At 65.8% G+C, this 22721-nt stretch carries 19 protein-coding genes and 1 pseudogene; 1 reads left to right on the top strand and 19 read right to left on the bottom strand.

The features are described from left to right. Positions 1–112 precede the first annotated feature (112 nt). From ftsZ to rsmH, 19 genes and pseudogenes are all read right to left on the bottom strand, one after another. On the bottom strand, positions 113–1897 hold the full coding sequence (gene ftsZ, locus JQ616_RS33100) for a cell division protein FtsZ (protein ID WP_212022091.1): 1785 nt from the start codon (positions 1895–1897) through the stop codon (positions 113–115). Positions 1898–1986: 89 nt separating this feature from the next. Then, positions 1987–3303 (bottom strand): cell division protein FtsA, encoded by a 1317-nt coding sequence (gene ftsA, locus JQ616_RS33095; RefSeq protein ID WP_212022090.1) that lies wholly within the window; start codon positions 3301–3303, stop codon positions 1987–1989. After that, positions 3300–4310 carry a cell division protein FtsQ/DivIB gene (locus JQ616_RS33090; protein WP_212022088.1) on the bottom strand — a complete coding sequence of 337 codons (1011 nt, stop codon included), beginning with the start codon at positions 4308–4310 and terminating at the stop codon, positions 3300–3302. The genes ftsA and JQ616_RS33090 overlap by 4 nt, the downstream gene beginning before the upstream one ends. Beyond that, positions 4250–4544: pseudogene (locus JQ616_RS39510) on the bottom strand (D-alanine--D-alanine ligase); the annotation flags it as partial. The pseudogene JQ616_RS39510 and the gene JQ616_RS33090, both read right to left, overlap by 61 nt. Positions 4545–4642: 98 nt before the next feature. Next, complete coding sequence (locus tag JQ616_RS33085; protein WP_212022086.1) at positions 4643–5629, bottom strand: D-alanine--D-alanine ligase family protein; 987 nt, start codon at positions 5627–5629, stop codon at positions 4643–4645. Then, positions 5629–6546, bottom strand: a complete 918-nt coding sequence (gene murB, locus JQ616_RS33080) for a UDP-N-acetylmuramate dehydrogenase (RefSeq protein ID WP_212022408.1) — start codon at positions 6544–6546, stop codon at positions 5629–5631. The genes JQ616_RS33085 and murB overlap by 1 nt, the downstream gene beginning before the upstream one ends. 2 nt (positions 6547–6548) lie before the next feature. Continuing rightward, on the bottom strand, positions 6549–7952 hold the full coding sequence (murC, locus tag JQ616_RS33075) for a UDP-N-acetylmuramate--L-alanine ligase (protein ID WP_212022084.1): 1404 nt from the start codon (positions 7950–7952) through the stop codon (positions 6549–6551). Then, a complete protein-coding gene (locus tag JQ616_RS33070) occupies positions 7949–8152 on the bottom strand; it encodes a hypothetical protein (RefSeq protein WP_212022081.1) in 204 nt (67 codons plus the stop codon). The genes murC and JQ616_RS33070 overlap by 4 nt, the downstream gene beginning before the upstream one ends. Before the next feature lie 23 nt (positions 8153–8175). Continuing rightward, a complete protein-coding gene (locus JQ616_RS33065) occupies positions 8176–9015 on the bottom strand; it encodes a class I SAM-dependent methyltransferase (RefSeq protein ID WP_212022079.1) in 840 nt (279 codons plus the stop codon). Positions 9016–9053: 38 nt separating this feature from the next. Continuing rightward, positions 9054–10154 carry an undecaprenyldiphospho-muramoylpentapeptide beta-N-acetylglucosaminyltransferase gene (murG, locus tag JQ616_RS33060; RefSeq protein WP_212022078.1) on the bottom strand — a complete coding sequence of 367 codons (1101 nt, stop codon included), beginning with the start codon at positions 10152–10154 and terminating at the stop codon, positions 9054–9056. Positions 10155–10189: 35 nt separating this feature from the next. Continuing rightward, positions 10190–11341, bottom strand: a complete 1152-nt coding sequence (gene ftsW, locus JQ616_RS33055) for a putative lipid II flippase FtsW (protein WP_212022077.1) — start codon at positions 11339–11341, stop codon at positions 10190–10192. Positions 11342–11635: 294 nt separating this feature from the next. Then, complete coding sequence (locus JQ616_RS33050) at positions 11636–12343, bottom strand: hypothetical protein (protein ID WP_212022076.1); 708 nt, start codon at positions 12341–12343, stop codon at positions 11636–11638. Between the two features lie 215 nt (positions 12344–12558). Further along, positions 12559–13959, bottom strand: coding sequence for a UDP-N-acetylmuramoyl-L-alanine--D-glutamate ligase (murD, locus tag JQ616_RS33045; RefSeq protein ID WP_212022075.1), 1401 nt, complete (start codon positions 13957–13959; stop codon positions 12559–12561). A gap of 10 nt (positions 13960–13969) precedes the next feature. Next, a complete protein-coding gene (gene mraY, locus JQ616_RS33040) occupies positions 13970–15076 on the bottom strand; it encodes a phospho-N-acetylmuramoyl-pentapeptide-transferase (RefSeq protein ID WP_212022074.1) in 1107 nt (368 codons plus the stop codon). Positions 15077–15086: 10 nt separating this feature from the next. Continuing rightward, entirely contained in the window at positions 15087–16520 is a 1434-nt protein-coding gene (locus tag JQ616_RS33035; protein ID WP_212022073.1) for a UDP-N-acetylmuramoylalanyl-D-glutamyl-2,6-diaminopimelate--D-alanyl-D-alanine ligase, read from the bottom strand. Beyond that, positions 16517–17986, bottom strand: coding sequence for a UDP-N-acetylmuramoyl-L-alanyl-D-glutamate--2,6-diaminopimelate ligase (locus JQ616_RS33030; protein WP_212022072.1), 1470 nt, complete (start codon positions 17984–17986; stop codon positions 16517–16519). Before JQ616_RS33030 ends, JQ616_RS33035 begins: the two co-directional genes overlap by 4 nt. Before the next feature lie 123 nt (positions 17987–18109). Next, positions 18110–19867 carry a peptidoglycan D,D-transpeptidase FtsI family protein gene (locus JQ616_RS33025; protein WP_212022405.1) on the bottom strand — a complete coding sequence of 586 codons (1758 nt, stop codon included), beginning with the start codon at positions 19865–19867 and terminating at the stop codon, positions 18110–18112. Between the two features lie 11 nt (positions 19868–19878). Continuing rightward, entirely contained in the window at positions 19879–20331 is a 453-nt protein-coding gene (gene ftsL / locus JQ616_RS33020; RefSeq protein WP_212022071.1) for a cell division protein FtsL, read from the bottom strand. A gap of 2 nt (positions 20332–20333) precedes the next feature. Continuing rightward, positions 20334–21329, bottom strand: a complete 996-nt coding sequence (rsmH, locus tag JQ616_RS33015; protein WP_212022070.1) for a 16S rRNA (cytosine(1402)-N(4))-methyltransferase RsmH — start codon at positions 21327–21329, stop codon at positions 20334–20336. A gap of 480 nt (positions 21330–21809) precedes the next feature. On the opposite strand from rsmH, the gene JQ616_RS33010 reads away from it, so the two are divergent. Then, positions 21810–22682, top strand: coding sequence for an N-acetylmuramoyl-L-alanine amidase (locus JQ616_RS33010; protein WP_212022069.1), 873 nt, complete (start codon positions 21810–21812; stop codon positions 22680–22682). The last annotated feature ends 39 nt before the right edge of the window (positions 22683–22721 follow it).

Below are 22721 nucleotides of genomic sequence, written 5' to 3'. Positions count from 1 at the left end.
TCATTTAAAATCAGTTGCTTGTTTATCGAGCCGAACCACCTGCCCGCCTCAAGGAAAAGGCCCCGGCGGTTCCCCGCCGAGGCCTTCTTTGTCGCCAAGATTGTAACAAACTTCAGTTGGCCTGCCGGCGCAGGAAGGCCGGGATATCAAGATGGTCGTCGCCCTGTGGCGTCGGGGCAACAGGGGCCTGGCGGCCATGGGCATCCAGCCCCTGCGGCGCGGGCCGCTTAGCATACTCAGACACCGGTGATTCGTTCGCCGAGATCTGTTGGGCGACGCTGCGGGCCGGCTTGCGCTCGGGCAGCGCCGGCATTGCAGGCATCGCCGGACCGGAGGCACGGGCCGCGATCGGCGGCTCGGTCTCTTCGTCGCGGCGGCCGAGGCCGACATTGGCCAGCCGCTGCAGCAGCGACAGCCGGGTCTTCTGCGGGTGTTCCGCCTCGCCGTCAGCGCTGGCCTGGCGGATTTCCGCCTGCGCCGGCATCGGCAGATCCTCGAACTTCGGCATCCGCGGGGCACGGACCGGCGACCGCTCCGCCGCCTGCGGAATGAAGGTCTCGGGCGGCATCGGCTCGTGCTGCTCGGCCCGGGCCGCCTCGTGGTCCGGGAACAATGAGGGCTTCTGGGCAATCGGACGCACCGTCACGTCACCATAGGACGCCGGTTGCATCGGCGCCTGGGCAGCCCCGCTGTCCGGGGCAACCGCGGCGGCGATCGCCGCGAGTGCGGCGCGCTCGACGGCCGGACGCTGCTGGGCAGCGGCCGGAGCTGCAATCGGCGCAACGGTCACGCCGGTTGGCGGTTCCAGCTTCTGGGCGCGCTCAGCCATACGCTGATTGTCGGCACGCAGGCGGGCAGTCAGATCAGCCAGCCGGCTCTCGGGCGAGCCGCCCGTCTGCTGGGCGGGAGCCTGGGCACGGGAGGCGATCGCAGCCTGCTCGATGCCGGTGGCAACCACCGAGACGCGAATGATGCCGTCGAGCGATTCGTCGAAGGTGGCGCCGACAATGATGTTGGCGTCGGCATCGACCTCTTCGCGGATGCGGGTCGCGGCTTCGTCGACCTCGAACAACGTGAGGTCCTTGCCGCCCGTGATCGAGATCAACAGGCCGCGGGCGCCCTTCATCGAGCTGTCGTCGATCAGCGGGTTGGCGATCGCGGCTTCCGCGGCGGTCAGCGCGCGCTTCTCGCCGGTGGCCTCGCCGGTGCCCATCATCGCCTTGCCCATCTCACGCATCACGGCGCGGACGTCGGCGAAGTCGAGGTTGATCAGGCCTTCCTTGACCATCAGGTCGGTGATGCAGGCAACGCCCGAATACAGCACCTGGTCGGCCATCGCGAACGCGTCGGCGAAGGTGGTCTTTTCGTTGGCGACCCGGAACAGGTTCTGGTTCGGGATGATCAGCAGCGTGTCGACCACCTTGTGGAGCTCGGAAATGCCGTGCTCGGCGGTGCGCATGCGGCGCTGGCCTTCGAAGTGGAACGGCTTCGTCACCACGCCGACGGTGAGGATCCCCATCTCACGAGCGGCCTTGGCGATCACGGGCGCAGCGCCCGTGCCGGTGCCGCCGCCCATGCCGGCGGTGACGAACACCATGTTGGCGCCGGTGAGATGATCGCGCAGCTCGTCCATGACTTCCTGCGCGGCCGCAGCGCCGACATCGGGCTGCGAGCCGGCGCCGAGGCCCTGGGTGACCTGGGTGCCCATCTGCACGATGCGCTGCGCCTTCGACATGGTCAGCGCCTGCGCGTCGGTGTTGGCGACGACGAAGTCGACACCCTGCAACCCGGCAGTGATCATGTTGTTGACGGCATTACCACCCGCGCCGCCAACGCCGAAGACGGTGATCCGCGGTTTCAGCTCGCTGATGTCAGGGGGTGTCAGATTGAGTGCCATGGTTGCCTCTCTCGATTATGCGCGCGTTGGTTCGCCCCGGCCGCTGGCCGCAGGAGCTGGTGAAAATGCAATGAGCCGGGGTGCGGTCATCAGAAGCCCTCGCGAAGCCATCGTCCGACCTTTCCGAAGTAACCGTCTGTCCCTGTCCGAAGCTGCCGCGTGCGCCGCGGTTCGACATGTTCAAGATGTGCGTATTGCGGATAGACCAAGAGGCCCGTCGGCACCGAGAACGAGGCGCCCTTCGCCTCGTTCGGCAGCCGGCCGAAGCCGAGCGGGCGGCCGATGCGGACCTGGCGGTTCAGGATGCGGGTGGCGAGCTCGACCGTGCCGGTGAGCTGCGACGCACCGCCGCTCAGCACGACGCGCGCCCTCGGCTCTGCCGCAAAGGGGGAATCCGCGAGCCGGTCACGGATCATTTCGAAAATCTCCTCGGCGCGATGCCGGACAATGTTCGCGATCGTGGCGCGGGACACGATTTGCGGTGTCTCCCGATCATCGCCTGCAGTGGGCACGGACATCAGCTCGCGCGAGTCCGAACCGCCGGTCAGCACTGTGCCGTATAAAGTCTTGATTCGCTCGGCATCCGCAATGCACGCGCCGATGCCGCGCGCAAGATCCATCGTGATGTGTTGCCCGCCGAGCGCAAATCCGGATGCATGCACGAGACGGCCGCCGGAATAGGTCGCGATCGTGGTCGAGCCCGCGCCCATCTCGACGACGGCCGCGCCGAGATCGGCTTCGTCGTCGGTCAGCACCGAGAGGCCCGCGACATAGGGGCTCGAGGCCATCGCCTCGACGTTGAGATGGCAGCGCTCGACCACCAGCATCAGGTTCTTGGCGACCGTTGCGTCCGACGTCACCACATTCATGTCGACGCCGAACTGGCGCGCCACCATGCCCCTGGGATCGCGGATACCCTTGACGCCGTCGAGCGCGTAGCCGACCGGCAGCGCATGCAGCACGGTGCGGCCGGCGCCTGCGGCATGCCGCATGCCGGCCGAGGTGACGCGGCTGATATCGTCGGAGGTGACCGAGCCGCCACGGATATCGGCCGCGGCTTCGACCAGCTGGCCATGCAGCCTGCCCCCGGAGACCGAGAGCAGCACGGATTCGACACGGACCTTGGCCATGCGCTCGGCCAGCGCCACGGCATGGCGCACCGCCTTCTCGCATTCGGCGAGATCGACCACGGAGCCGGCCTTGACGCCGCGCGACTGGATCTGGCTGTAGCCGATCAGCTCGACCGCATGGGTGCGGCCGCGCAGCGCTTCGTTCGGCGGCGACGGCTTGAGCCGCGCGATCATGCAGGCGATCTTGCTGGAGCCGACGTCGAGCGAAGCCACCATCGCGGTGCGCTTCTGCATCGGGCGGGTCTTCGGGGTCAGATTGCGATCGAGACCGGTCATGCGGAGTCACCGGCCTTCTTCTTGGACTTCTTGTCCTTGAACAATTCGTCGCGCGCCTTGCCGGCTTCCTCGGACAATTGCACGATCAGCCGATCGGGCAGCCGCATGTCGACGGCGACGATGTCGCGCGAGAACAGCTTCTCGTCCTTGTCGAGCTTGGACAGCGCGGCGAGCGCGTTGCCGACGTCGTTCTCCGGCAGGCGGACGTCGAGGCCGTCCTTCAGCCGCAGGTTCCAGCGCCGTTCGCCGACGAAGATCGCGGCCTTGGTCACCGCGCGCACCTGCGGGTAACGGTCGAGCAGCGCCAGGAAGTCCTGGGCGCGGGTGTCGGCGCCCTTGCCCACCACCAGCGGCAGATTGAGGAAGCGGCGCGTGACGTAGGGCTCCAGCACCGCGCCGTCGGAGGCGATCACCGACAGGCGGCCATTCTGCTGCCACAGCGCGAAGGCGGTGCGCTCGACGATGTCGATCTGCAGCCGACCCGGATAGAGTTTCAGGATCGTGGCGTCCGCGATCCAGGGATTGGCCTTCAGCTTGGCGCGCACGGTATCGGCGTCGAGAAACAGCAGCGAGGAGCGGCCGTTGACGCCGCCGATCGCAAGCACCTCGTCCTGACTCAACTGCTTGCGACCGTTGATGCCGACGGTGGTGATGCGGAAGCCCGCTGAATTGGCCAGCGCGTTGCGGGTGTCGCTGAGCGCGGTGGTGAATTCCTCGAGATGGCCGCCGCGGACGATGCCGAAGCCCAGGCTGCCGAACAGGATCGCGAGCGTCGCGACCAGACCGATGCGGCGCGGCAGATAGCGTTCGACCATCTGGATGTAGCGATTCGGCGGCTCGCGATCGATCACCTGCGGCCGCTTGGCGGGCCGTGCGCGACGGCGGCGCGCGAGATGGGCGCCGACATACTCGCGCAGCAGCACTGCCGCTCCAATAGCGGCTGCTCTCAGGTCAGCTTGAGGCCCCAGCGATCGCAGCGATCGGGTGAGGCGTCCTGCACCATCCATTGCACGAACTCGTCACGTGTTGTGCCCGCAAACCCCGCGGGTCCCGGCACAAATCACGTCTCGGCTAGACCGGTGGGATTAGAGTGGCCCCCTGTTCCCTGGTTGCGATCCTCGAAGCGGTAATCCGCGACAGCTCACGCCCCGGCAGCCAAGCGCTAGATGCGCCGCCAGCGTTAACCTTCGGGCTTCCTGGTAAACAAACGGTAAATGAGTTCGGCCTGGAGCGTATTTTGATCAACGCTGTGAGTAGTTTGGCGCGAACCTGTTAGCATTTTAGCAACAGGACCCGGGTTCCATCCGGTCGAGTCGAGCGGGTTCCCGCCCGGCCGGCCTTAACTTCTGGCGCGGCGGCGGGCGAGCTCGATCTGGTCGTTGAGGAAGTCGGCAAACGCGATCCCCTGCGCTTTCAAGGCCTTAGGGTAAAGCGATGCCGCGGTGAGGCCAGGCAGCGTGTTGGTCTCGAGGTAGACCGGGCCATTGGCCGACACGATGAAATCGCTGCGCGAGTAGCCGGCGCAGGACAATGCACGGTGCGCCCGCAGCGCGTGGTCCATGATCGCGGCGGTCACGTCCGGCGCGAAGCGGCCGGGACAGATCTCCTGGGTCGACTTCAGAAGGTATTTGGCGGTGTAGTCGAAGGTCCCTTCCCCGGGCACGATCTCGATCGGCGGCAGCGGGAACACCGTGCCGTCGGACTGCTCGAGCACGCCGCAGGTCGCCTCGACGCCCGAAACGAACGGCTCGATCAGATAGTCTTCATGTTTCGCCGCATTGCGGACCGCCACGAGATCCTGCTGCGCGTTGACGAAGATCAGCCCGTAGCTCGATCCGTCCTTCGCAGGCTTTGCGATCAGTCTGCCGTATTTCGCGAATGCCTCATCGATCTCCTCGACGGCGATACCCTGCGGCGCATTGATGCCCGCGATCGCAGCGAAGCGCTTCGCCGACGGCTTGTCGAACGCCAGATGCGACGACGCCGACCCGGAGCCTGTGAACGCGACGCCGCGCATCTCGCACATCGCCTGCAATTCGCCATTCTCGGCGCGGCCGCCGTGCAGGCCGAACACCAGCACACGCCGCTCGGCGCTTGCCTTGTCGAGTGCCTGATCGAGCGCGATGCCGCGACCGTCGGGCTTGAAATCGACTTCGAAGGGCCGTGTGTGACCAAGCAGCTTCTCGGACGTCACCGCATGCACGGTGTCGTCGACATCCCAGAACCAGAGCTCCGCATCGGGCAGCGCGCGATGCAGCGCCTGCGTGCTCGCCACCGAGACGAGCCGCTCCTTGTTGGTGCCGCCGAACAGAATGGTCACCTGCATCAGCTTTTTCCGATCCGCTTGATTTCCCAGTGCAGCTCAATCCCGCTGGTTTGCCTGACCCGCTCGCGCACCGTCTCGCCGAGCGTCTCGATGTCTTGCCCGGTGGCGTTACCGGTGTTGATCAGGAAATTACAGTGCATTTCCGACACCTGCGCGCCGCCGACCTTGAGGCCGCGGCAACCGGCGGCGTCGATCAGCTTCCAGGCGCTGTTGCCGGGTGGATTCTTGAAGGTCGAGCCCCCAGTCTTCTCGCGGATCGGCTGCGCGGTCTCGCGATGGGTCCGCACCTCATTCATGCGGGCGCGGATCGCATCGGCATCGGTGATCGTGCCGCGAAAGCGCGCCGAGGTGAACACGATGGACGGATCGACGCCCGAATTGCGATAGACGAACTTCATGTCGGCATTGCCGAACACATGCTTCGTGCCGTCGCGGCCGATGCCGGTTGCCTCGATCAGCACGTCCTTGGTCTCGCCGCCATTGGCGCCGGCATTCATGCGCAGCGCGCCGCCGACCGTGCCGGGAATGCCGAACAAGAATTCCATGCCGCCGATATTTGCAGCAGCAGCCGTCTCGGCGACGCGCTTGTCGAGCGCGGCCGCGCCCGCGGTGACGACATCGCCGGCCGCGCTGGTTTCGCCGAACGCCCGCGGCGCGAGCCGGATCACGACGCCGGGCATGCCGCCATCGCGCACGATCAGATTGGAGCCGACGCCGACGACATAGACCGGCAGCTCCCGCGGCAGACGCTTCAAGAAGTAGGCGAGATCGTCTTCATCCGCCGGCGTGAACAGCACCTGCGCCGGGCCACCGACGCGAAACCAGGTCAGCTCGGCCAGCGACTGGTTGGCCAGCAGCCGCCCGCGCAGCTCCGGCATCGCGGCTTTCAGGTCGGACGTAATGTCGGAGAAGGTCACGATCACCCCAGCGCCTTCAATTCGCCGGGCAGTGCGTAGGCCCATTGCGTGATGTTGCCGGCGCCGAGACAGACCACGAGGTCGCCGGACTTGGCGAGGCCGTGAACGATCTTGGCGAGCTCGCCGGCGTTCGGCAGCGGCACCACGTTGCGATGACCGTGGGCGCGCAGGCCGGCGGCGAAGTGATCGCGGTCGATACCTGCGATTGGTGCCTCGCCCGCCGGATAGACCTCAGCGACCACGACCGCATCGGCGTCGTTGAAGCAGGTGCAGAATTCCTCGAACAGCGACTGCAGGCGGGTGTAGCGATGCGGCTGCACCACGGCGACGATCTTGCCATTGGTGGATTCCCGCGCCGCCTTCAAGACGGCTGCGATCTCCACCGGATGATGACCGTAATCGTCGATCACGGTGATGCCGTTGGTCTCGCCGGTCTTGGTGAAGCGCCGCTTGACGCCGCCGAAGCCGGCCATCGCCTGGCGGATCACGTCGGCGGACACGCCGAGCTGATGCGCGACCGCGATCGCCGCCGTCGCATTCGACGCATTGTGGCGTCCCGGCATCGGCAGCATGATGTCCTTGATCTCGTGCGTCGCGCCCGATTTGCGATCGCGGATCGCGACCGTGAATTTCGAGCCGCCGCCCATCGGCGTCAGATCCATGAGCTGCGCATCGGCCTGCGGATTCTGTCCGTAGGTGATGATGCGGCGGTCCTCGATCTTGCCGACCAAGGTTTGCACCACTGGATGATCGGTGCACATCACGGCGAAGCCGTAGAACGGAACGTTCTCGACGAAATTGCGGAACGCGTCCTGGATCGCTTCGAAGGTCTTGAAGTGATCGAGATGCTCGGGATCGATATTGGTGACGATGACGACGTCGGACGGTAGCTTCAGGAAGGTGCCGTCGCTCTCGTCGGCTTCGACCACCATCCAGTCGCCGGCGCCGAGCCGCGCGTTGGAACCATAGGCATTGATGATGCCGCCATTGATCACGGTCGGATCGAGCCCGCCGGCATCGAGCAAGGTCGCGACCATCGTGGTCGTCGTGGTCTTGCCATGGGTGCCGGCGATCGCGACGCAGCTCTTCAGCCGCATCAATTCCGCCAGCATTTCGGCGCGACGCACCACCGGAATGCGCCGCTCGCGCGCCGCCATCAGCTCGGGATTGTCGCGCTTGATCGCGGTCGAGACCACGACGACGTCGGCGCCGTCGACATTCTCGGCGGTGTGGCCGACCGAGACCTTGGCGCCCTTCTTGCGCAGCCGGTCGAGATTGTAATTGTCCGACGCGTCGGAGCCCTGCACGGTGTAGCCGAGATTGATCAGCACCTCGGCGATGCCGCTCATGCCGATGCCGCCGATCCCGACGAAGTGAATGGGTCCGATCTCGCGCGGCAGTCTCATGATCCGGTTCCTGACATCATCATCCGCCCGGTGCGGGCTTCGCTGCGGAGCGGACGATTTGGCTTCTCTATGCGCGTCTTGGCGACGGCGCCGACTACTGGATGCCCCGCTTTTCCCCTGCGTGACAAGGGCTTTTTCCGCCCCGCGGCCGCGGAAATGCCGCTGTTATCGGCCATCGGCCAGTGCTTGAGATCTGGCATCACGGACATCGTCATCCCGGCGGCTACGCCGCTCCCGGCCGCACAGCACGCGCGGCGAATTCATCCTGCATCTCGATGACGCGAAGATAATTGCGCAGGCGATTGGTCTCGAGCACGCGCAGCAGCTTGTTCTGGTGATAAGGCAGCACGAACTCGGCAAGCTGTGCGCTCCAGGCGGCGTTCATATCGAACAGCACGCCAAGGCCGAACACGGCGGGGATCTCGGCGAAGCCGAACTCCCTGCCCTGCGCCAGCTCCTCGCCAAGGAAATCATCGATCGCGGTCATCACGCCGTTGCGCGCGCCACCTGAGACGTTTGCGAAGGCGGCGAGGCCCGCGCCGCGAAATCCACGGCCCTCGACCAGCACAGGCCTATCCAGCGTGGCACCTGCATTGAAACTGTGCGGATGGCGATACGCAGCCGGAATCTGCTCGGGCGCATAGTACATATCACGCCGTCCGCAGGGCCAGCCGACATCGTGCAGGAAGACCAGCACCGGTCGGCCGGCGCGGCGGCTGATCGCCTCGATCAGCCGGAGCTCGTGATAGACGGTGTACCAGTTGTGGTCGCCATCGACGATCCAGGCATCGGCCGCATCAATCTCGCCGAACGCATCGAGGCTTGGCTTTGCCACGTGGCGCACATCCGGATTGGCAGCCACCCAATCGAGGAATTCGCGCTTCGGCGCCGGATCGATGCTGGTGAGCTGACCGCCGCGCGCCTTGCAATGATCGGCGAGCAGTGCCGACATGCCGCCATACTCCGCGCCGATCTCGACGATATTGCGTGCATCCGCCAGGCGCAGCGCTTCGAGGATCAGGTCCGAGAATTCCGACACGGAGTGGATCAGCAGATCCGTCATGATCTAAATCTCCCCCGGCGTCCTGCCGGATTGCCGCATCAAATCCCGGCCACTTTGGCAACCAGATCGGCGAGCCGCTCGGCGGCATCGAGCCGGCCGACGCCGCGCGCGGCCTCTGCCATCGCGGTCAGCCTCGAGGGCTCGGCGGCGAAGGCCGAGATCTCGGCGGCGAGCCGTTCCGGCGTGAAATCGCTCTGCGCGACGCGCAGCGCGCCGTTCGCCTGCGACAGCACGCCGGCATTGGCGAACTGGTCCTGGTCGATCGCGCCCGGTAGCGGCACCAGGATCGAGGGCCGCCCGATCGCGGCAAGCTCGGCGACCGTGCCGGCACCGGAACGCGAGATCACCAGCTGGCTCGAGGCGAGGCGTGCCGGCAGGTCGGCGAAGAACGGCGCCAGCTCGGCATTGATCTCGAGCCGGTCATAGACCGCGCGCACCCGCGTCATGTCCTCGTCGCGCACCTGCTGGGTGATGATCAGGCGGCTCCACAGTTCGGGCGCGAGCTTCTCGATCGCAGGCGGCACGATATCGCTCATCACCCGCGCGCCCTGGCTGCCGCCGACGACGAGCAGGCGCAGCGGCCCGTTCACTTCGAGCGGCGTGTATTTCACGGCTGCGGCGGCAAGGATCGCCGGGCGCATCGGCGTGCCGACGGTGGTCGCCTTGCCGGCCAGCGCGGGATCGCGATCGAGCACGCCGGGCAGCGAGGTCGCGATCGCGTTGACGCGGCCGGAGAGGAAACGGTTGGCGCGGCCGAGCACCGCATTGGCATCATGGATGATGCCGGGAACGCCGAGCATCCGCGCCGCCACCAGCGGCGGCAAGGTCGGGTAGCCGCCGAAGCCGACCACGGCCGCGGGCTTCAGCCGGCGCACCAGATTGGCCGCAACCAGAGTACCGTAGCCGAGCATCAGCACGGTCTGCGCCAGCGAGATGGGATTGCGGCTGCGCACGGTGGCGCTCGGCACCAGGTCGATGCTCTCGCGGCCGAACAGGCCGGAATAGCGCAGCGCGCGGCCGTCGGTGGCAAGCCGGACCCGCAGGCCACGCCGGATCAATTCCACGGCGAGCGCTTCGGCCGGGAACAGGTGGCCGCCGGTGCCGCCGGCCGCCAGCAGAATCAGGGGCGCGTTGTCCATGGTATTCAGATAACCGACACCGCCGTCACAGTCACCTACGCGTAGGCGCGCTGGGCGCTGGCGCCTTCCATCGATTCGATCTCGGTGCGCGGCCGCTGCCGCGTCAGCGCCAGCATCATGCCGACGCCATAGGCGAGTGAAACAAAGGAGGAGCCGCCATAGGAGATGAACGGCAGCGTCATGCCCTTGGCCGGGATCAATTGCAGATTGACCGCCATGTTGATGGTCGCCTGCACACCGAACAGGATCGCAAGCCCCGACGCCGCAAAGCGCGAGAACATGTCCTCGGTGGCATAGGCGCGGGTCAGCGTGCGGATCACGATGAAGCCGAACAGCGCGACCAGCATCAGGCAGAGGATGATGCCGAATTCCTCCGCCGCGACCGCAAACACGAAGTCGGTGTGACTGTCCGGCAGGCTGCGTTTTGCGATTCCCTCACCCGGCCCGAGCCCGAACCAGCCGCCGTTCCAGAATGCTTCCATCGCGGTGTCGACCTGGAAGGTGTCGCCGGAGGCCGGATTCATGAAGCGCTTGATGCGGCCGGCGACGTGCGGCACCAGCAGATAGGCGCCGAACAGGCCCGCGCCCGCCGCGCCGGCGAGCCCGAACACCCAGATCATCCGCATGCCCGCGATGAAGAACAGCGCGCCCCACACGGTGAGGATCAGCATGGTCTGGCCGAAGTCGGGCTCCATGACCAAGAGCGTGACCAGCATCATCAGGAGCACCAGCGCCATCGAGGTCGCCGGCATCTCCGGCCGCTTGGTCGATTCCGCGAACAGCCAGGCGGCGACGATCACGAAAGAGGGCTTTGCGGCTTCGGAGGCCTGGATGTTGACGCCCAGCAGCGTGATCCAGCGCCGCGAGCCCTTAACCTCGGGCCCGACCAGCAGCGTCAGCACGATCAGCGCGATCGAGACCGCGAACACGATCAGCGCGGTGCGCCGGATCTGCCGCGGCGTCATGAACGACACCCCGATCAGCACGATCAGCGACGGCACCAGGAACATGACGTGACGGTTGAAGAAGTGGAACGGATCGAGCCCGATCCGGGTCGCCACCGGCGGGCTTGCCGCCAGCGACAGGATGACCCCGGCCAGCATCAACGCGGCGATCGCCACAAGCAGCAACTTGTCGACGGTCCACCACCAGTCCGAGAACGGGGTGCGTTGGTCACGGGCGAGCATGGATGTCCCCAGATGGCAGAGATAACGTCCATTCGTGGCGCAGGATGGTTTCCAAGGGGTTAACGGGTTGGGTAACTTTTGAGGGAAGTGGTTGGGGGGAGCCCGCTCACTGCTGCGGACCCCACCCACAGCTGTCGTCCCTGCGAAAGCAGGGACCCATACTCCGCGGCGGATATTGTTGAAGGGACTCGACGTTCCGGCATCGCTCACCAACAACCGTTCGTGGTTATGGATCCCTGCTTTCGCAGGGACGACGCCGAGTTTGTTGCTCTAGCGGTCAGTCAAACATCCGCATTATCGCAACACGTTTTGCGCAATCAGTCGGGGGTACATTTCGGGACCGTGCTGCGATTTGGTGATCACCTCACCGCCGTTTGACTGCACCAGCGCAAGGATCGTGTAGGCCGCGACGTGGGCGGATACATCGAGAAAGGCAACGGAGACGACGACGTGATTTGGACTCTGGCGATAGCGATGGAAGACAACGCCGACCCGGAACGGATTCTGCCAACGGGCAACAGCCTCCCGCAGCTCGAGGTCAAGACTCAGCGTAGAATTGAGGAACCTGACTGATCGCACCGAGGACCAGGGTATCGACAATCCGGAGCGGCGGTCACGCAATCCATCGGCTCCGATCTCGAGAGCGGGATCGCCCCGGATCGCGTCCCGGAAGCAAGTGAAGGCCGCACCAAAACAGCTGCCACCGAACCAAACGCCCCAGCCCGCGACCAAGGCCAGCGCGGCGACGCTGAAAATCCCCATCCACAGCGATGGCTCAAACACCGTCCTCCACGGCGCAAAAAGCAGCGCAAAGCCGCTGAACAGACCGACCGGCAGGAACGTCAAGCCGGCGAAAAGCGCTAGCAGACCGTACGCGACATTCTTGCCCCCGCTCGGCCAAGCCACAATCGGTAACGACACGGTGATCGGCGGCGGTACCGGGTTGCTCAGCTGAAGCGCGCCGGGGATCAGAACAGTCGTGACCTCTGATGCATCGCCCAAGGCAGACCTCGTTGCGCGGGTGGTCGCAGGCGCCATCCAACATACAGGATAGGTCGGGCGGCATCGCATCCGCGTTCAAGCGCCGGCAGCAACGCGGTTAATGAAAGACCAGCTTCATAGAAGGGTAGAGCGCAGCGAAACCCATCTCTTGGGCCACCGCGTCATGATCGGTTTCGCTGCGCTCTACCCACCCTACTACGGTCTGCCGCGTGTCGTCACACCACCGGCTTCACACCGGGCAACGCCTGGACAATGTCGCGGAACGCGGTGCCGCGGATTTCGAAATTGCGGTACTGGTCGAAAGAGGCGCAGGCCGGCGACAACAGCACGACGGCTTCGCTCAGCCCCGACGCCTCAGCATCGCGCGCGGCGCTGGCGATGGCGACGTCGAGCGTGCCGGACATGTCGTGCGGGACGCGGTCACTGAGCGTGCCGGCGAATTCGGCTGCCGCCTCGCCGATCAGATAGGCCTTGCGGATGCGCGGGAAATATTCGGTCAGGCTGGTGATGCCACCGGCCTTCGGCTTGCCGCCGGCGATCCAATAGATGTCGGCGAATGACGACAGCGCATGCGCAGCAGCATCCGCATTCGTGCCCTTGGAGTCGTTGACGAACAGCACATGGCCGCGGCGGCCGACCTGCTCCATGCGATGCGCCAGACCCGGGAAGCTGCGCAGCCCGTTCTGCAGCACATCGGTGGCGATGCCCATCGCCAGCGCGCAGGCCGAGGCGCAGGCCGCGTTCTGCGCATTGTGCAGGCCGCGCAACGAGCCGATGCCGCCGAGACGCGCGATCTCGGTACGCGCTGCGCCCTGTGCGCGCACGATGGTCTCGTGCTCGACATAGAGACCGTCGGGCAGCGGGTTCTTCACCGAGATGCGCACCACGCGCTTGCCGGCGCGATCGAGCCGGTCGGCGATGTTTCGGCACCATCCGTCATCAACACCGACGATCGCGGTGCCGCCTTGTTGCACCCCGGCGACCAGCCGCTCCTTGACCGCCGCGTAATGCTCCAGCGTGCCGTGCCGATCGATATGATCCTCGCTGATGTTGATCAGGATGCCGACCGAGGGATCGAGCGACGGCGCGAGGTCGATCTGGTAGGATGACATCTCGATCACATGAACGCGGCCCATCCGCGGCGGCTCCAGCGACAGGATCGCGGTGCCGATATTGCCGCCCATCTGGGTGTCGTAGCCGGCAACCTTCATCAGATGCGCGATCAGCGCCGTCGTGGTCGACTTGCCGTTGGTGCCGGTGATGGCGACGAACGGCGCATTCGGCGCATGACGGCGCCGCTCGCGGCAGAACAGTTCGACGTCGCCGATGACCTCAATGCCGGCATCGCGCGCCTTCAGCACGCTCCAGTGCGGCGCCGGATGAGTGAGCGGTGCACCGGGAGTCAGGATCAACGCGGCGAAATTCGCCCATGACACGGTGCGCAGATCCGCGGTGGTGAACCCGGCCTGCGCCGCCTTGGCGACATTATCGGCGTTGTCGTCGGCCGCGATCACCTCCGCGCCGCCGGCCTTCAGCGCCTGGCAGCTCGCAAGGCCGGAGCCGCCGAGCCCGAACACTGCGACCGTCTTGCCCGAGAAGGAGGTGACCGGGATCATGGTGTGGCGCTCAGCGCAGCTTGAGGGTGGAGAGGCCGGCGAGCGCCAGCATCACCGAGATGATCCAGAACCGGATCACGATCTGCGGCTCGGTCCAGCCCTTCTGCTCGAAATGATGGTGCAGCGGCGCCATCCGGAACACGCGCTTGCCCGTCAGCTTGAACGAGGTGACCTGGACGATGACCGAGACCGCTTCCAGCACGAACAGGCCGCCGATCACGGCGAGCACGATCTCGTGCTTCACCGCAACCGCGGTTGCGCCGAGCATGCCGCCAAGCGCGAGCGAGCCGGTGTCGCCCATGAAGATCGAAGCCGGCGGCGCGTTGAACCAGAGGAAGCCGAGGCCGGCGCCAAGCACCGCGCCGCACAGCACCGCCAGTTCGCCGGTGCCGGCGACGTAATTGATTTGCAGGTAATCCGAGAACACCGCGTTGCCGGTGAGGTACGAGATCATGCCGAAGCTCGCGGCGGCGATCATGACCGGCACGATGGCAAGGCCATCGAGGCCGTCGGTGAGGTTGACCGCATTGCCGGCACCGACCATCACGAAGGCGCCGAAGATCACGAAGAACCAGCCGAAATTGATCACGAGGTCCTTGAAGAACGGAATCACCAGCGAGGTCGAGGATACGTCTCGCCCGAGCCGGACCAGCGCATAGGTGGCGGCAATCCCGATCACGGCCTCGATCAGGAGCCGGAGCTTGCCGGCGAAGCCTGAGTGTGACTGCTTTGTGACCTTCAAATAATCGTCATAGAAGCCGACGAAGCCGAAGCCGAGCGTCACCGCGAGCACGATCCAGACATAGGGATTGAGCGGGTTGGCCCAGAGCAGCGTCGACACTACCAGCCCGGACAGGATCATCAGCCCGCCCATGGTGGGCGTGCCCTTCTTGGAGATCAGATGCGATTGCGGCCCGTCGGTGCGGATCGGCTGGCCCTTGCCCTGCCGCAACCGCAGATGATCGATGATCCACGGCCCGAACAGAAACACGAACAGTGCACCGGTCACCATCGCGCCGCCGGTACGGAAGGTGATGTAGCGGAACACGTTCAGTGCGCTGCGGAATGGCCCAAACCCCGGAACGGTGTTGGACAGTTCGATCAACCAGTAGAACATTCAAAGGGTCCTATACCGCTTCTTCGTGTGCGGCCTTGTCGGGGAAGCGTTTTTCCAGCGCGCTGACAATGAGCTTCATCTTCGATCCCAGCGAGCCCTTCACCATGATCACGTCACCGGCACGGACCGCGGCGACCGCCTGCGCTTCGAGCGCCGCCGAGCTCTCGGCATAGCCTCCCCGCTTGCCTGTGGAAAGGGCATCCCACAGATTCCGCATCAGCGGACCACAACAATATACGAGGTCGATGCGGTTGGCGGTCACGGCCTCGTTGAGGCCGCGGTGCAATTCGGGCCCGGTCGGCCCGAGTTCGAGCATGTCGCCGAGCACGGCGATGCGGCGGCCGTGCGGCCCGACCTTGGCCTGGCCGAGCACGTTGAGGGCTGCGCCCATCGAGGCCGGGTTGGCGTTGTAGCTCTCGTCGATCAGCGTCGCCTCGCCATGGCCTACCTCGAGCGTACGGCGGAGGCCGCGGCCGGTCGGCGCCTCGAGCTGCGACAGCGACAGCGCCGCGCGCGCGATGTCGGCGCCGAGCAGCGAGGCCCCGGCCAGCACCGCGAGCGAATTCATCGCCATGTGGCGACCGGGCATGCCGATCTTGTAGGTGATGTCGTGGTCCAGGATATCGGCATGCACCGCCGAGCAGGCCGCATGCAGCGAGAGATCGATCAGCCGGGCTTCGGCGCGCTTGTCAGCGCCGAACGAGACGATGCGGGAGATACCAGCCTTCTTGGCCTGCTTCTGCAACCGCGCGAACTGCCCGTTGTCGCGGTTAAGCACGACGGCGCCGCCAGGCTCGACGCCGGAAAAGATCTCTGCCTTGGCGTCGGCGATCGCCTCGATGCCGGCGAAGAACTCCAAATGCACGGGCTCGACCGTGGTGATGATTGCGACATGCGGCCGCACCATCTGCACCAACGGCGTGATCTCGCCGGCATGGTTCATGCCGATCTCGAACACCGCAAAGCGCGTGCTCGCCGGGCAGCGCGCCAGCGACAGCGGCACGCCCCAATGATTGTTGAACGACGCCACCGATGCATGGGTCTCGCCCTGCGCCGACAGTACCCGCCGCAGCGCCTCCTTGGTCGAGGTCTTGCCGACCGAACCGGTCACCGCGATGATCTGCGCGTTGAGCCGCGCACGCGACGCGTGAGCAAGCTCGACCAGGCCCGCGAGCACCTCGTCGACCACCAGCAGCGGCGCATCGGCCGGAAATTTTGCGCGTTGCGCGGTCTCGACCACGGCGAGCCCGGCACCGGCCTTCAGCGCTGCCTCGACGAAGGCATGGCCGTCATGGACATCGCCCTTGATCGCGAAATACGCATCGCCCGGCGCGATGGTGCGGCTGTCGATCGAAAGGCCATTGACGCCGTTCGGAAGCGTGCCTTGCGTGGCGGCGCGCATCGCCTTCGCCATCGCATCCGAGGTCCACAACAGCGTGCTCATGCGCCCTCCTCGGCCAATGCTTTCGCCACCGCCTCATGATCGCTGAACGGCAGCGTCGTGCCGCCGACGATCTGCCCGACCTCATGGCCCTTGCCGGCGACGACCAGCGCATCGCCCGGCTCGAGGCCGGCAATGCCGGTGCGGATCGCAGCAGCGCGGTCGCCGATCTCTTGCGCGCCCTTTGCGGTCGCCATGATCGCGGCGCGGATCGCCTCGGGCTTCTCGCTGCGCGGATTGTCGTCGGTGACGATGATGTGATCGGCGTTCTCGGTCGCGATCGCGCCCATGATCGGGCGCTTGCCCGCGTCGCGGTCACCGCCGGCGCCGAAGATCACGACCAGCCTGCGCTTGGCATAGGGCCGCAGCGCCTGCAGCGCCTTGGCCAGCGCATCGGGCTTGTGGGCATAATCGACAAAGATCGGCGCGCCATTGTGCTCGCCGACGAATTCCAGTCGGCCTTTTGCGCCTTCAAGATGTTCGAGGCAGCCGAACACGTCTTCCGCCGCGCTGCCGGTGCCGATCGCAAGGCCCGCCGCGACCAGCGCGTTCTCGATCTGGAATTCGCCGACCAGCGGCAGCCGGATCGCGTGCTTGCGGCCGCGATGCTCGATCACGAGCTTCTGCGCAAAACCCTCGATCGCGGCGTCGGTGAGCTTGATGCCTTCGCCTGCATCCGCATTGCGGCCGACTGCGATGATGCGCAGGCCGCGCGCGCGCGCCGCATCGATCACCTCTAGCGAGCAATCATGGTCGGCCGAGATCACGGCGGCGCCGCCGGGAGCGACGAGATCGCGGAACAGCCGGAGCTTAGCGTTCAGGTAGTGCGCGACATCGGGATGATAATCCATGTGGTCGCGCGACAGATTGGTGAAGCCGCCGGCGGCGATCCGCACGCCGTCGAGGCGATACTGGTCGAGGCCGTGCGAGGAGGCCTCGAAGGCGAGATGCGTGACGCCGTCGCCGGTGATCTCATCGAGCTGGCGATGCAACGCGATCGGATCCGGCGTGGTCAGCGAGCCGTAGACGGTGCGCTTGTCGGAGACGAGGCCGATGGTGCCGATGCTCGCGGAGGAATAGCCAAGCCGCTGCCAGATCTGGCGGGTGAACGCCGCGACCGAGGTCTTGCCGCTGGTTCCGGTCACCGCCGCAATCGTCGCGGGCTGGCGCGGATAGAATGTGGCGGCGGCGAGCGCCAGTGCACGGCGCGGATTGGGCGTCGTCACAAACGGCACGCGCAGCGCCATCTGTGGCGGATGATCGCCGGCGACCGCGACTGCGCCCGCGACAATCGCCGCATCGACGAAGCGCGCGCCGTCGGTCTTGCTGCCGGCCAGCGCGAAGAACAGGTCGCCCGGCTTCACCGCACGGCTGTCGACCGCAAGCCCGCCGACGACAACAGCATCGGCACTTGGATCGCCCTTTGGATCGATCGTGGCATCGGCGCTGAAGAGGTCGCGAAGTCTCATGATCTTCCAGTCTGGCCGGCACCGTTCTGGCGCCTTCGCTTGAGCATGATCTATCCGGAAAACCGCTTCGCACTTTGCGCTAACGCGGCCGTTCCGGTCCGGATCATGCTGTGACTATACGCCTTACTGGGTTGCTCTGGATGCCGCAAGAATAAGGCGGTCGGACGGCGGCAGGTCGAATCGCGGTTCGACGCCCAAAAGCGGCGCAATTCGGGCGATCACGTTGCCGCCGGTCGGCACCGCATTCCAGCCCGAGGTGATGAAACCGTAGGTCTCCTTCAGGGGCTGCGGCTCGTCGAGCATGATCAGCAGCTGGTATTTCGGATTGTCGGCGGGCAGGATCGCGGTGAAGGCGTTGAGCACGCGCTTCTTGGCGTAGCGACCGTTGATCACCTTCTCCGCGGTGCCGGTCTTGCCGCCGATATAGTAGCCCTTGACGTCGGCCTTCTTGGCGGTGCCGACCTCGGCGTTGAGCCGCATCAAATAGCGCATCTTGTCCGAGGTCTCGGGCTTGATGACGCGCTTGGCCATCGCCATCGCCTCCTGCTCGGTCCGTTTCAGGAACGTCGGCGGGATCAGATAGCCGCCATTGACCAGCGCATCGATGCCCATCACCGCCTGCAGCGGCGCCACCGCGATGCCGTGACCGAACGAGATCGTGACGGTGTTCAGTTCGCCCCACTTCTTCGGCACGATCGGCGAGGCGCTCTCCGGCAGTTCGGTGCGCAGCCGATCGAGCTGCCCCATCTTGCGCAGGAAGGCCTTGTGCGCGTCGACGCCCATCGCCAGCGCAATGCGGCCGGCGCCGATGTTGGAGGAATAATAGAACACCTCCTTCATGTTGATCATGCGGCCCAGATTGTGATCGTCATGGATCGCGAACTTGCCATAGTGCAGCGGCCCGCGCGCATCCCACATCGAATTGAGGTCGAACCGGCCACTATCCAGCGCCATCGCCAGCGTGAACGCCTTGAAGGTCGAGCCCATCTCGTAGACGCCCGTGGTCAGGCGGTTGATGCGGTCGGGATCGTGCGCTTCCTTCGGATTGTTCGGATCGAAATCCGGCAGCGACACCATCGCCACGATCTCACCGGTGCGCACGTTCGACACCAGACCGGAGGCAGCCTTGGCCTTGAACTTCTCCTTCGCCTTGATCAATTCGTCGCGCAGCGCGTGCTCGACCCGCAAATCGACCGACAGCTCAACCGGCTTCTGCAGCCGGTCGGTGGCAAAGCCCGCGCGATGCAGATCGGCCAGACCGTTGTTGTCCAGCCACTTCTCCATGCCGGCGATGCCCTGGTTGTCGATGTTGACCAGGCCGATCAGATGGGCGACCTCGTTGCCGGTCGGATAGACGCGCTTGTTCTCGCGCAGGAAGCCGACGCCGGGAAGGCCGAGGCGATGGATGTCGAGCTGCTGCTTCGGCGTGATCTCGCGCTTCAGCCAGACGAAGCCCTTGCGCGACGACAGACGGTCGCGCACTTCGCCGGTGTCGAGATCAGGCAGCGCCCCTGTCAAAAGCTCGATCGCCTCATCCTTGTCGATCAGGCGACGCGGCTCAGCGAACAGGCTCGGCGCCTTGACGTCGGTTGCGAGAATGGCGCCGTTGCGGTCGGTGATGTCGGGCCGCGCGGTCGCGATCGCGTCCTGCGAGGCGGCGCGCCGCGCGCTATGGCTGTCGGCGCCGACGGCGAACAGCACGAGCCGCCCGGCCAGCACGCAATAGACAGCCGCAAAGGCGACGATGGCAAGGCCGACGCGCGCGCGTGCCTTGGCGGCACGGTCGACATTCTTGCCGTACAGCAGCGTGCGGATCAGCCGCTGGCTCCAGGGCTCAGCGGATTTCGCGGCGGGATTGCTGGCGGGTGCCGGATCGGTCATGGCTGGTCCCGTCATTGCTGGTTTCCCCCGCCCTGCTCAGTGTCCTCGGCGGGCGCGGGCTGGTCGGCGGTCGGCTGGTCAGTCACCGGCTTGTCGATCGATCCGGTCGTGCTGTCGGGCGCAGCGGCCGCCTCGATGGTGTCGATCATCGCGCCGATCGGATCGCGCGAACCGGGCCGCGTGAAGCTCGGCGGCCGCTCCGGCAGGTTCTTCAGGGAATCGTACTGGTTGGCGTTGATCGGCTTCAGCGGCAGATGCCGCTCGGCAAGCCCCTGCAGCCTGAGCGGCGCATCGAGCTTGGCCCATTCGGCGCGCAAGGTGGCGATCGCGTTGCGCTGCTCGCGGATCTCCGCGTTGAGCTGCAGCACGCGTTCGACGCGCGCGGTCGATTCCATCTTGATGCGGTAGACATAGGACGCCGCGAAGATCAGCATGCCGATGACGAGGAGGTGGAGAAGGCGCATCGTCAGCCTCCCCGCTTCAGGTCGGCAAGACGCGGCCAGGACGGCAGATCGTCGTCCGCGTGCACCGCCGCCGAGGTACGCTCGGCCGCACGCAGTTTTGCGGAACGCGCGCGCGGATTCGCCGCGATCTCCGCATCGGACGGCACAACCGGGCGCTTGGTCAGGATCTGAAAGCTCGGCGCAGCCTGCGCCACTTCGGGCAGATGCCGCGAGCCACTGGAGACCTTGCCCCGCTCGCTCAGGAAATTCTTGACGATGCGGTCTTCCAGCGAATGGAACGAGACCACTGCAAGCCGTCCGCCCGGCTTCAACACGCGCTCGGCCGCAGCCAGCGCCTGATGCAGCTCATCGAGCTCTTCATTGACGAAGATGCGCAGCGCCTGAAAGGTCCGCGTCGCCGGATGAATCTCGTTCGGCTTGGCGCGCACGACCTTCGCGACGATGTTGGCGAGCGCGTCGGTTGTCTCGATTGGTGCGTCCTTGCGCGCGGCGACGATGGCGCGCGCAACGCCGCGCGAATGGCGCTCCTCGCCGAAGATATAGATGATGTCGGCGAGCTGCTTCTCGGAGGCGGTGGCGACCACATCGGCCGCAGTCATCCCGCTCTGGGCCATCCGCATGTCGAGCGGGCCGCCGAGGCGAAACGAAAAGCCGCGCTCGGCCTGGTCGAGCTGCATCGAGGAGACGCCGACATCCATCACGACGCCGTCGACCTGATCCACGCCCTGTGATGCGCAGACCTCGGCGAGATCGGAGAAACGGCTCTCGACCAGCGTCAGCCGGCCGCCTGCGCCGTCGACCAGGTCGAAGCCGCCCGCAATCGCGGTGCGGTCGCGGTCGATGCCGATGACGCGCGTGTCGGCAACGTCGAGGATCATGCGGCTGTAGCCGCCGGCGCCGAACGTCGCGTCGACATAGACGCCGCCGGCGCGCGGCGCGAGATAGGCGACCGCCTCGCGGCCCAGCACCGAAATGTGACGCGGCGCACGCTCGCTCATGCGCGGTCCCCGGGCAGGGCCACGTAACTGGCATGCAAGCTGGCTGCGCGCCGACTCATTGCGTCTCGAATCCTCGCGCCTTGCCCGACCGTTCCGATGAAGAAGCCGCTGCGCGATACCAGCGCCAACTCCCGTCCTCGGCCGCAAATCCTGATATCCGACCGGAATTGGGAGGGTTTCCATGGGATTTCGCGCAACAGCGGGGCTCAGCGTCCGTGGGCCGTCCCCCGAAACCGGTTCGGCACTTCACCTCTCAGTAACGGCACTTAACGTTAAGAAAACGTTGATGAAGGGTTAGCGGAATCGCGCGACTTTAGTCCGCATTCGAGTGATACCCTCGGCCTTCACTCCGGGCATCATTGCGGCCCGTGGAACCGGCGGGGTCGATTGCGCCGCCCGCACGGTAAAGGAATAGTAAACGCCTATTTGTTTATCCATATGTCAAAATGCGTTCTCCTGGTTCGGGTTTGAGTGATTCGTATGGCTTCTGGTTCGTCTTCATCCGGCAACGCTGATTCGAAGCGTCAGCGCGTCCTTCCCGTTCCGAAGGGCGTGGCCGACGTGAAGACGTTCACGCCGGATTCCTCTGTCGCCTCCGACGTGATCCCGTCGGTGAATTTCGGCGATCGCGCCAACGGCCGGCAACCCGATATGATCGTGCTGCACTACACCGGCATGCCCGACGTCGAGGGTGCGATCGCCCAGCTCTGCACCGCCGGCACCGAGGTCTCGGCGCATTACATCGTGCTCGAGGACGGCCGCATCGTGCAATGCGTGCCGGAGAGCAAGCGCGCCTGGCACGCCGGCGTCTCGGCCTGGGCCGACGAAGACGACATCAACTCCTGCTCGATCGGCGTCGAGATCGTCAATCGCGGTCACGATTGGGGCTATCCGGATTTTCCGCTGCGCCAGATCGCGGCCGTGATCGCGCTGTGCCGCGGCATCATGCTTCGCCGCAAGGTGGTCGCGCATCGCGTGCTCGGCCATTCCGACGTCGCGCCGGGCCGCAAGAAGGATCCCGGCGAGAAATTCCCCTGGCACTCGCTGGCCAATTCCGGCGTCGGGCACTGGGTGCAGCCGGCACCGATCGTGCGCGGCGATGCGCTGCAGCTCGGCGCGATCAGCGATGCCGTCTCCAATATGCAGGCCGCGTTCCGCCGCTACGGCTACAACATCCCGACCAACGGCAAATTCGACGGCCCAACCATGGAGGTCGTCACCGCGTTCCAGCGCCACTTCCGTCCCGAGCGTGTCGATGGGATCGCCGACCGCTCCACCATGGCGACGCTGTACGCGCTGCTCGAGAGCCTGCCGCCGGATGCGGCGAAGGCTCCCGCGGTCGCATCGAAGTAGCGCCGCTTTTTCCTGAATGCGCACGCGCAAACTGGAACC

The sequence above is a fragment of the Bradyrhizobium tropiciagri genome (genome assembly GCF_018130545.1).
Taxonomy (GTDB): Bacteria; Pseudomonadota; Alphaproteobacteria; order Rhizobiales; family Xanthobacteraceae; genus Bradyrhizobium; species Bradyrhizobium tropiciagri_A.
The sequence above is the reverse complement of the archived record's forward strand: the minus strand, read 5'-3'. Positions and strand labels throughout refer to the sequence as shown.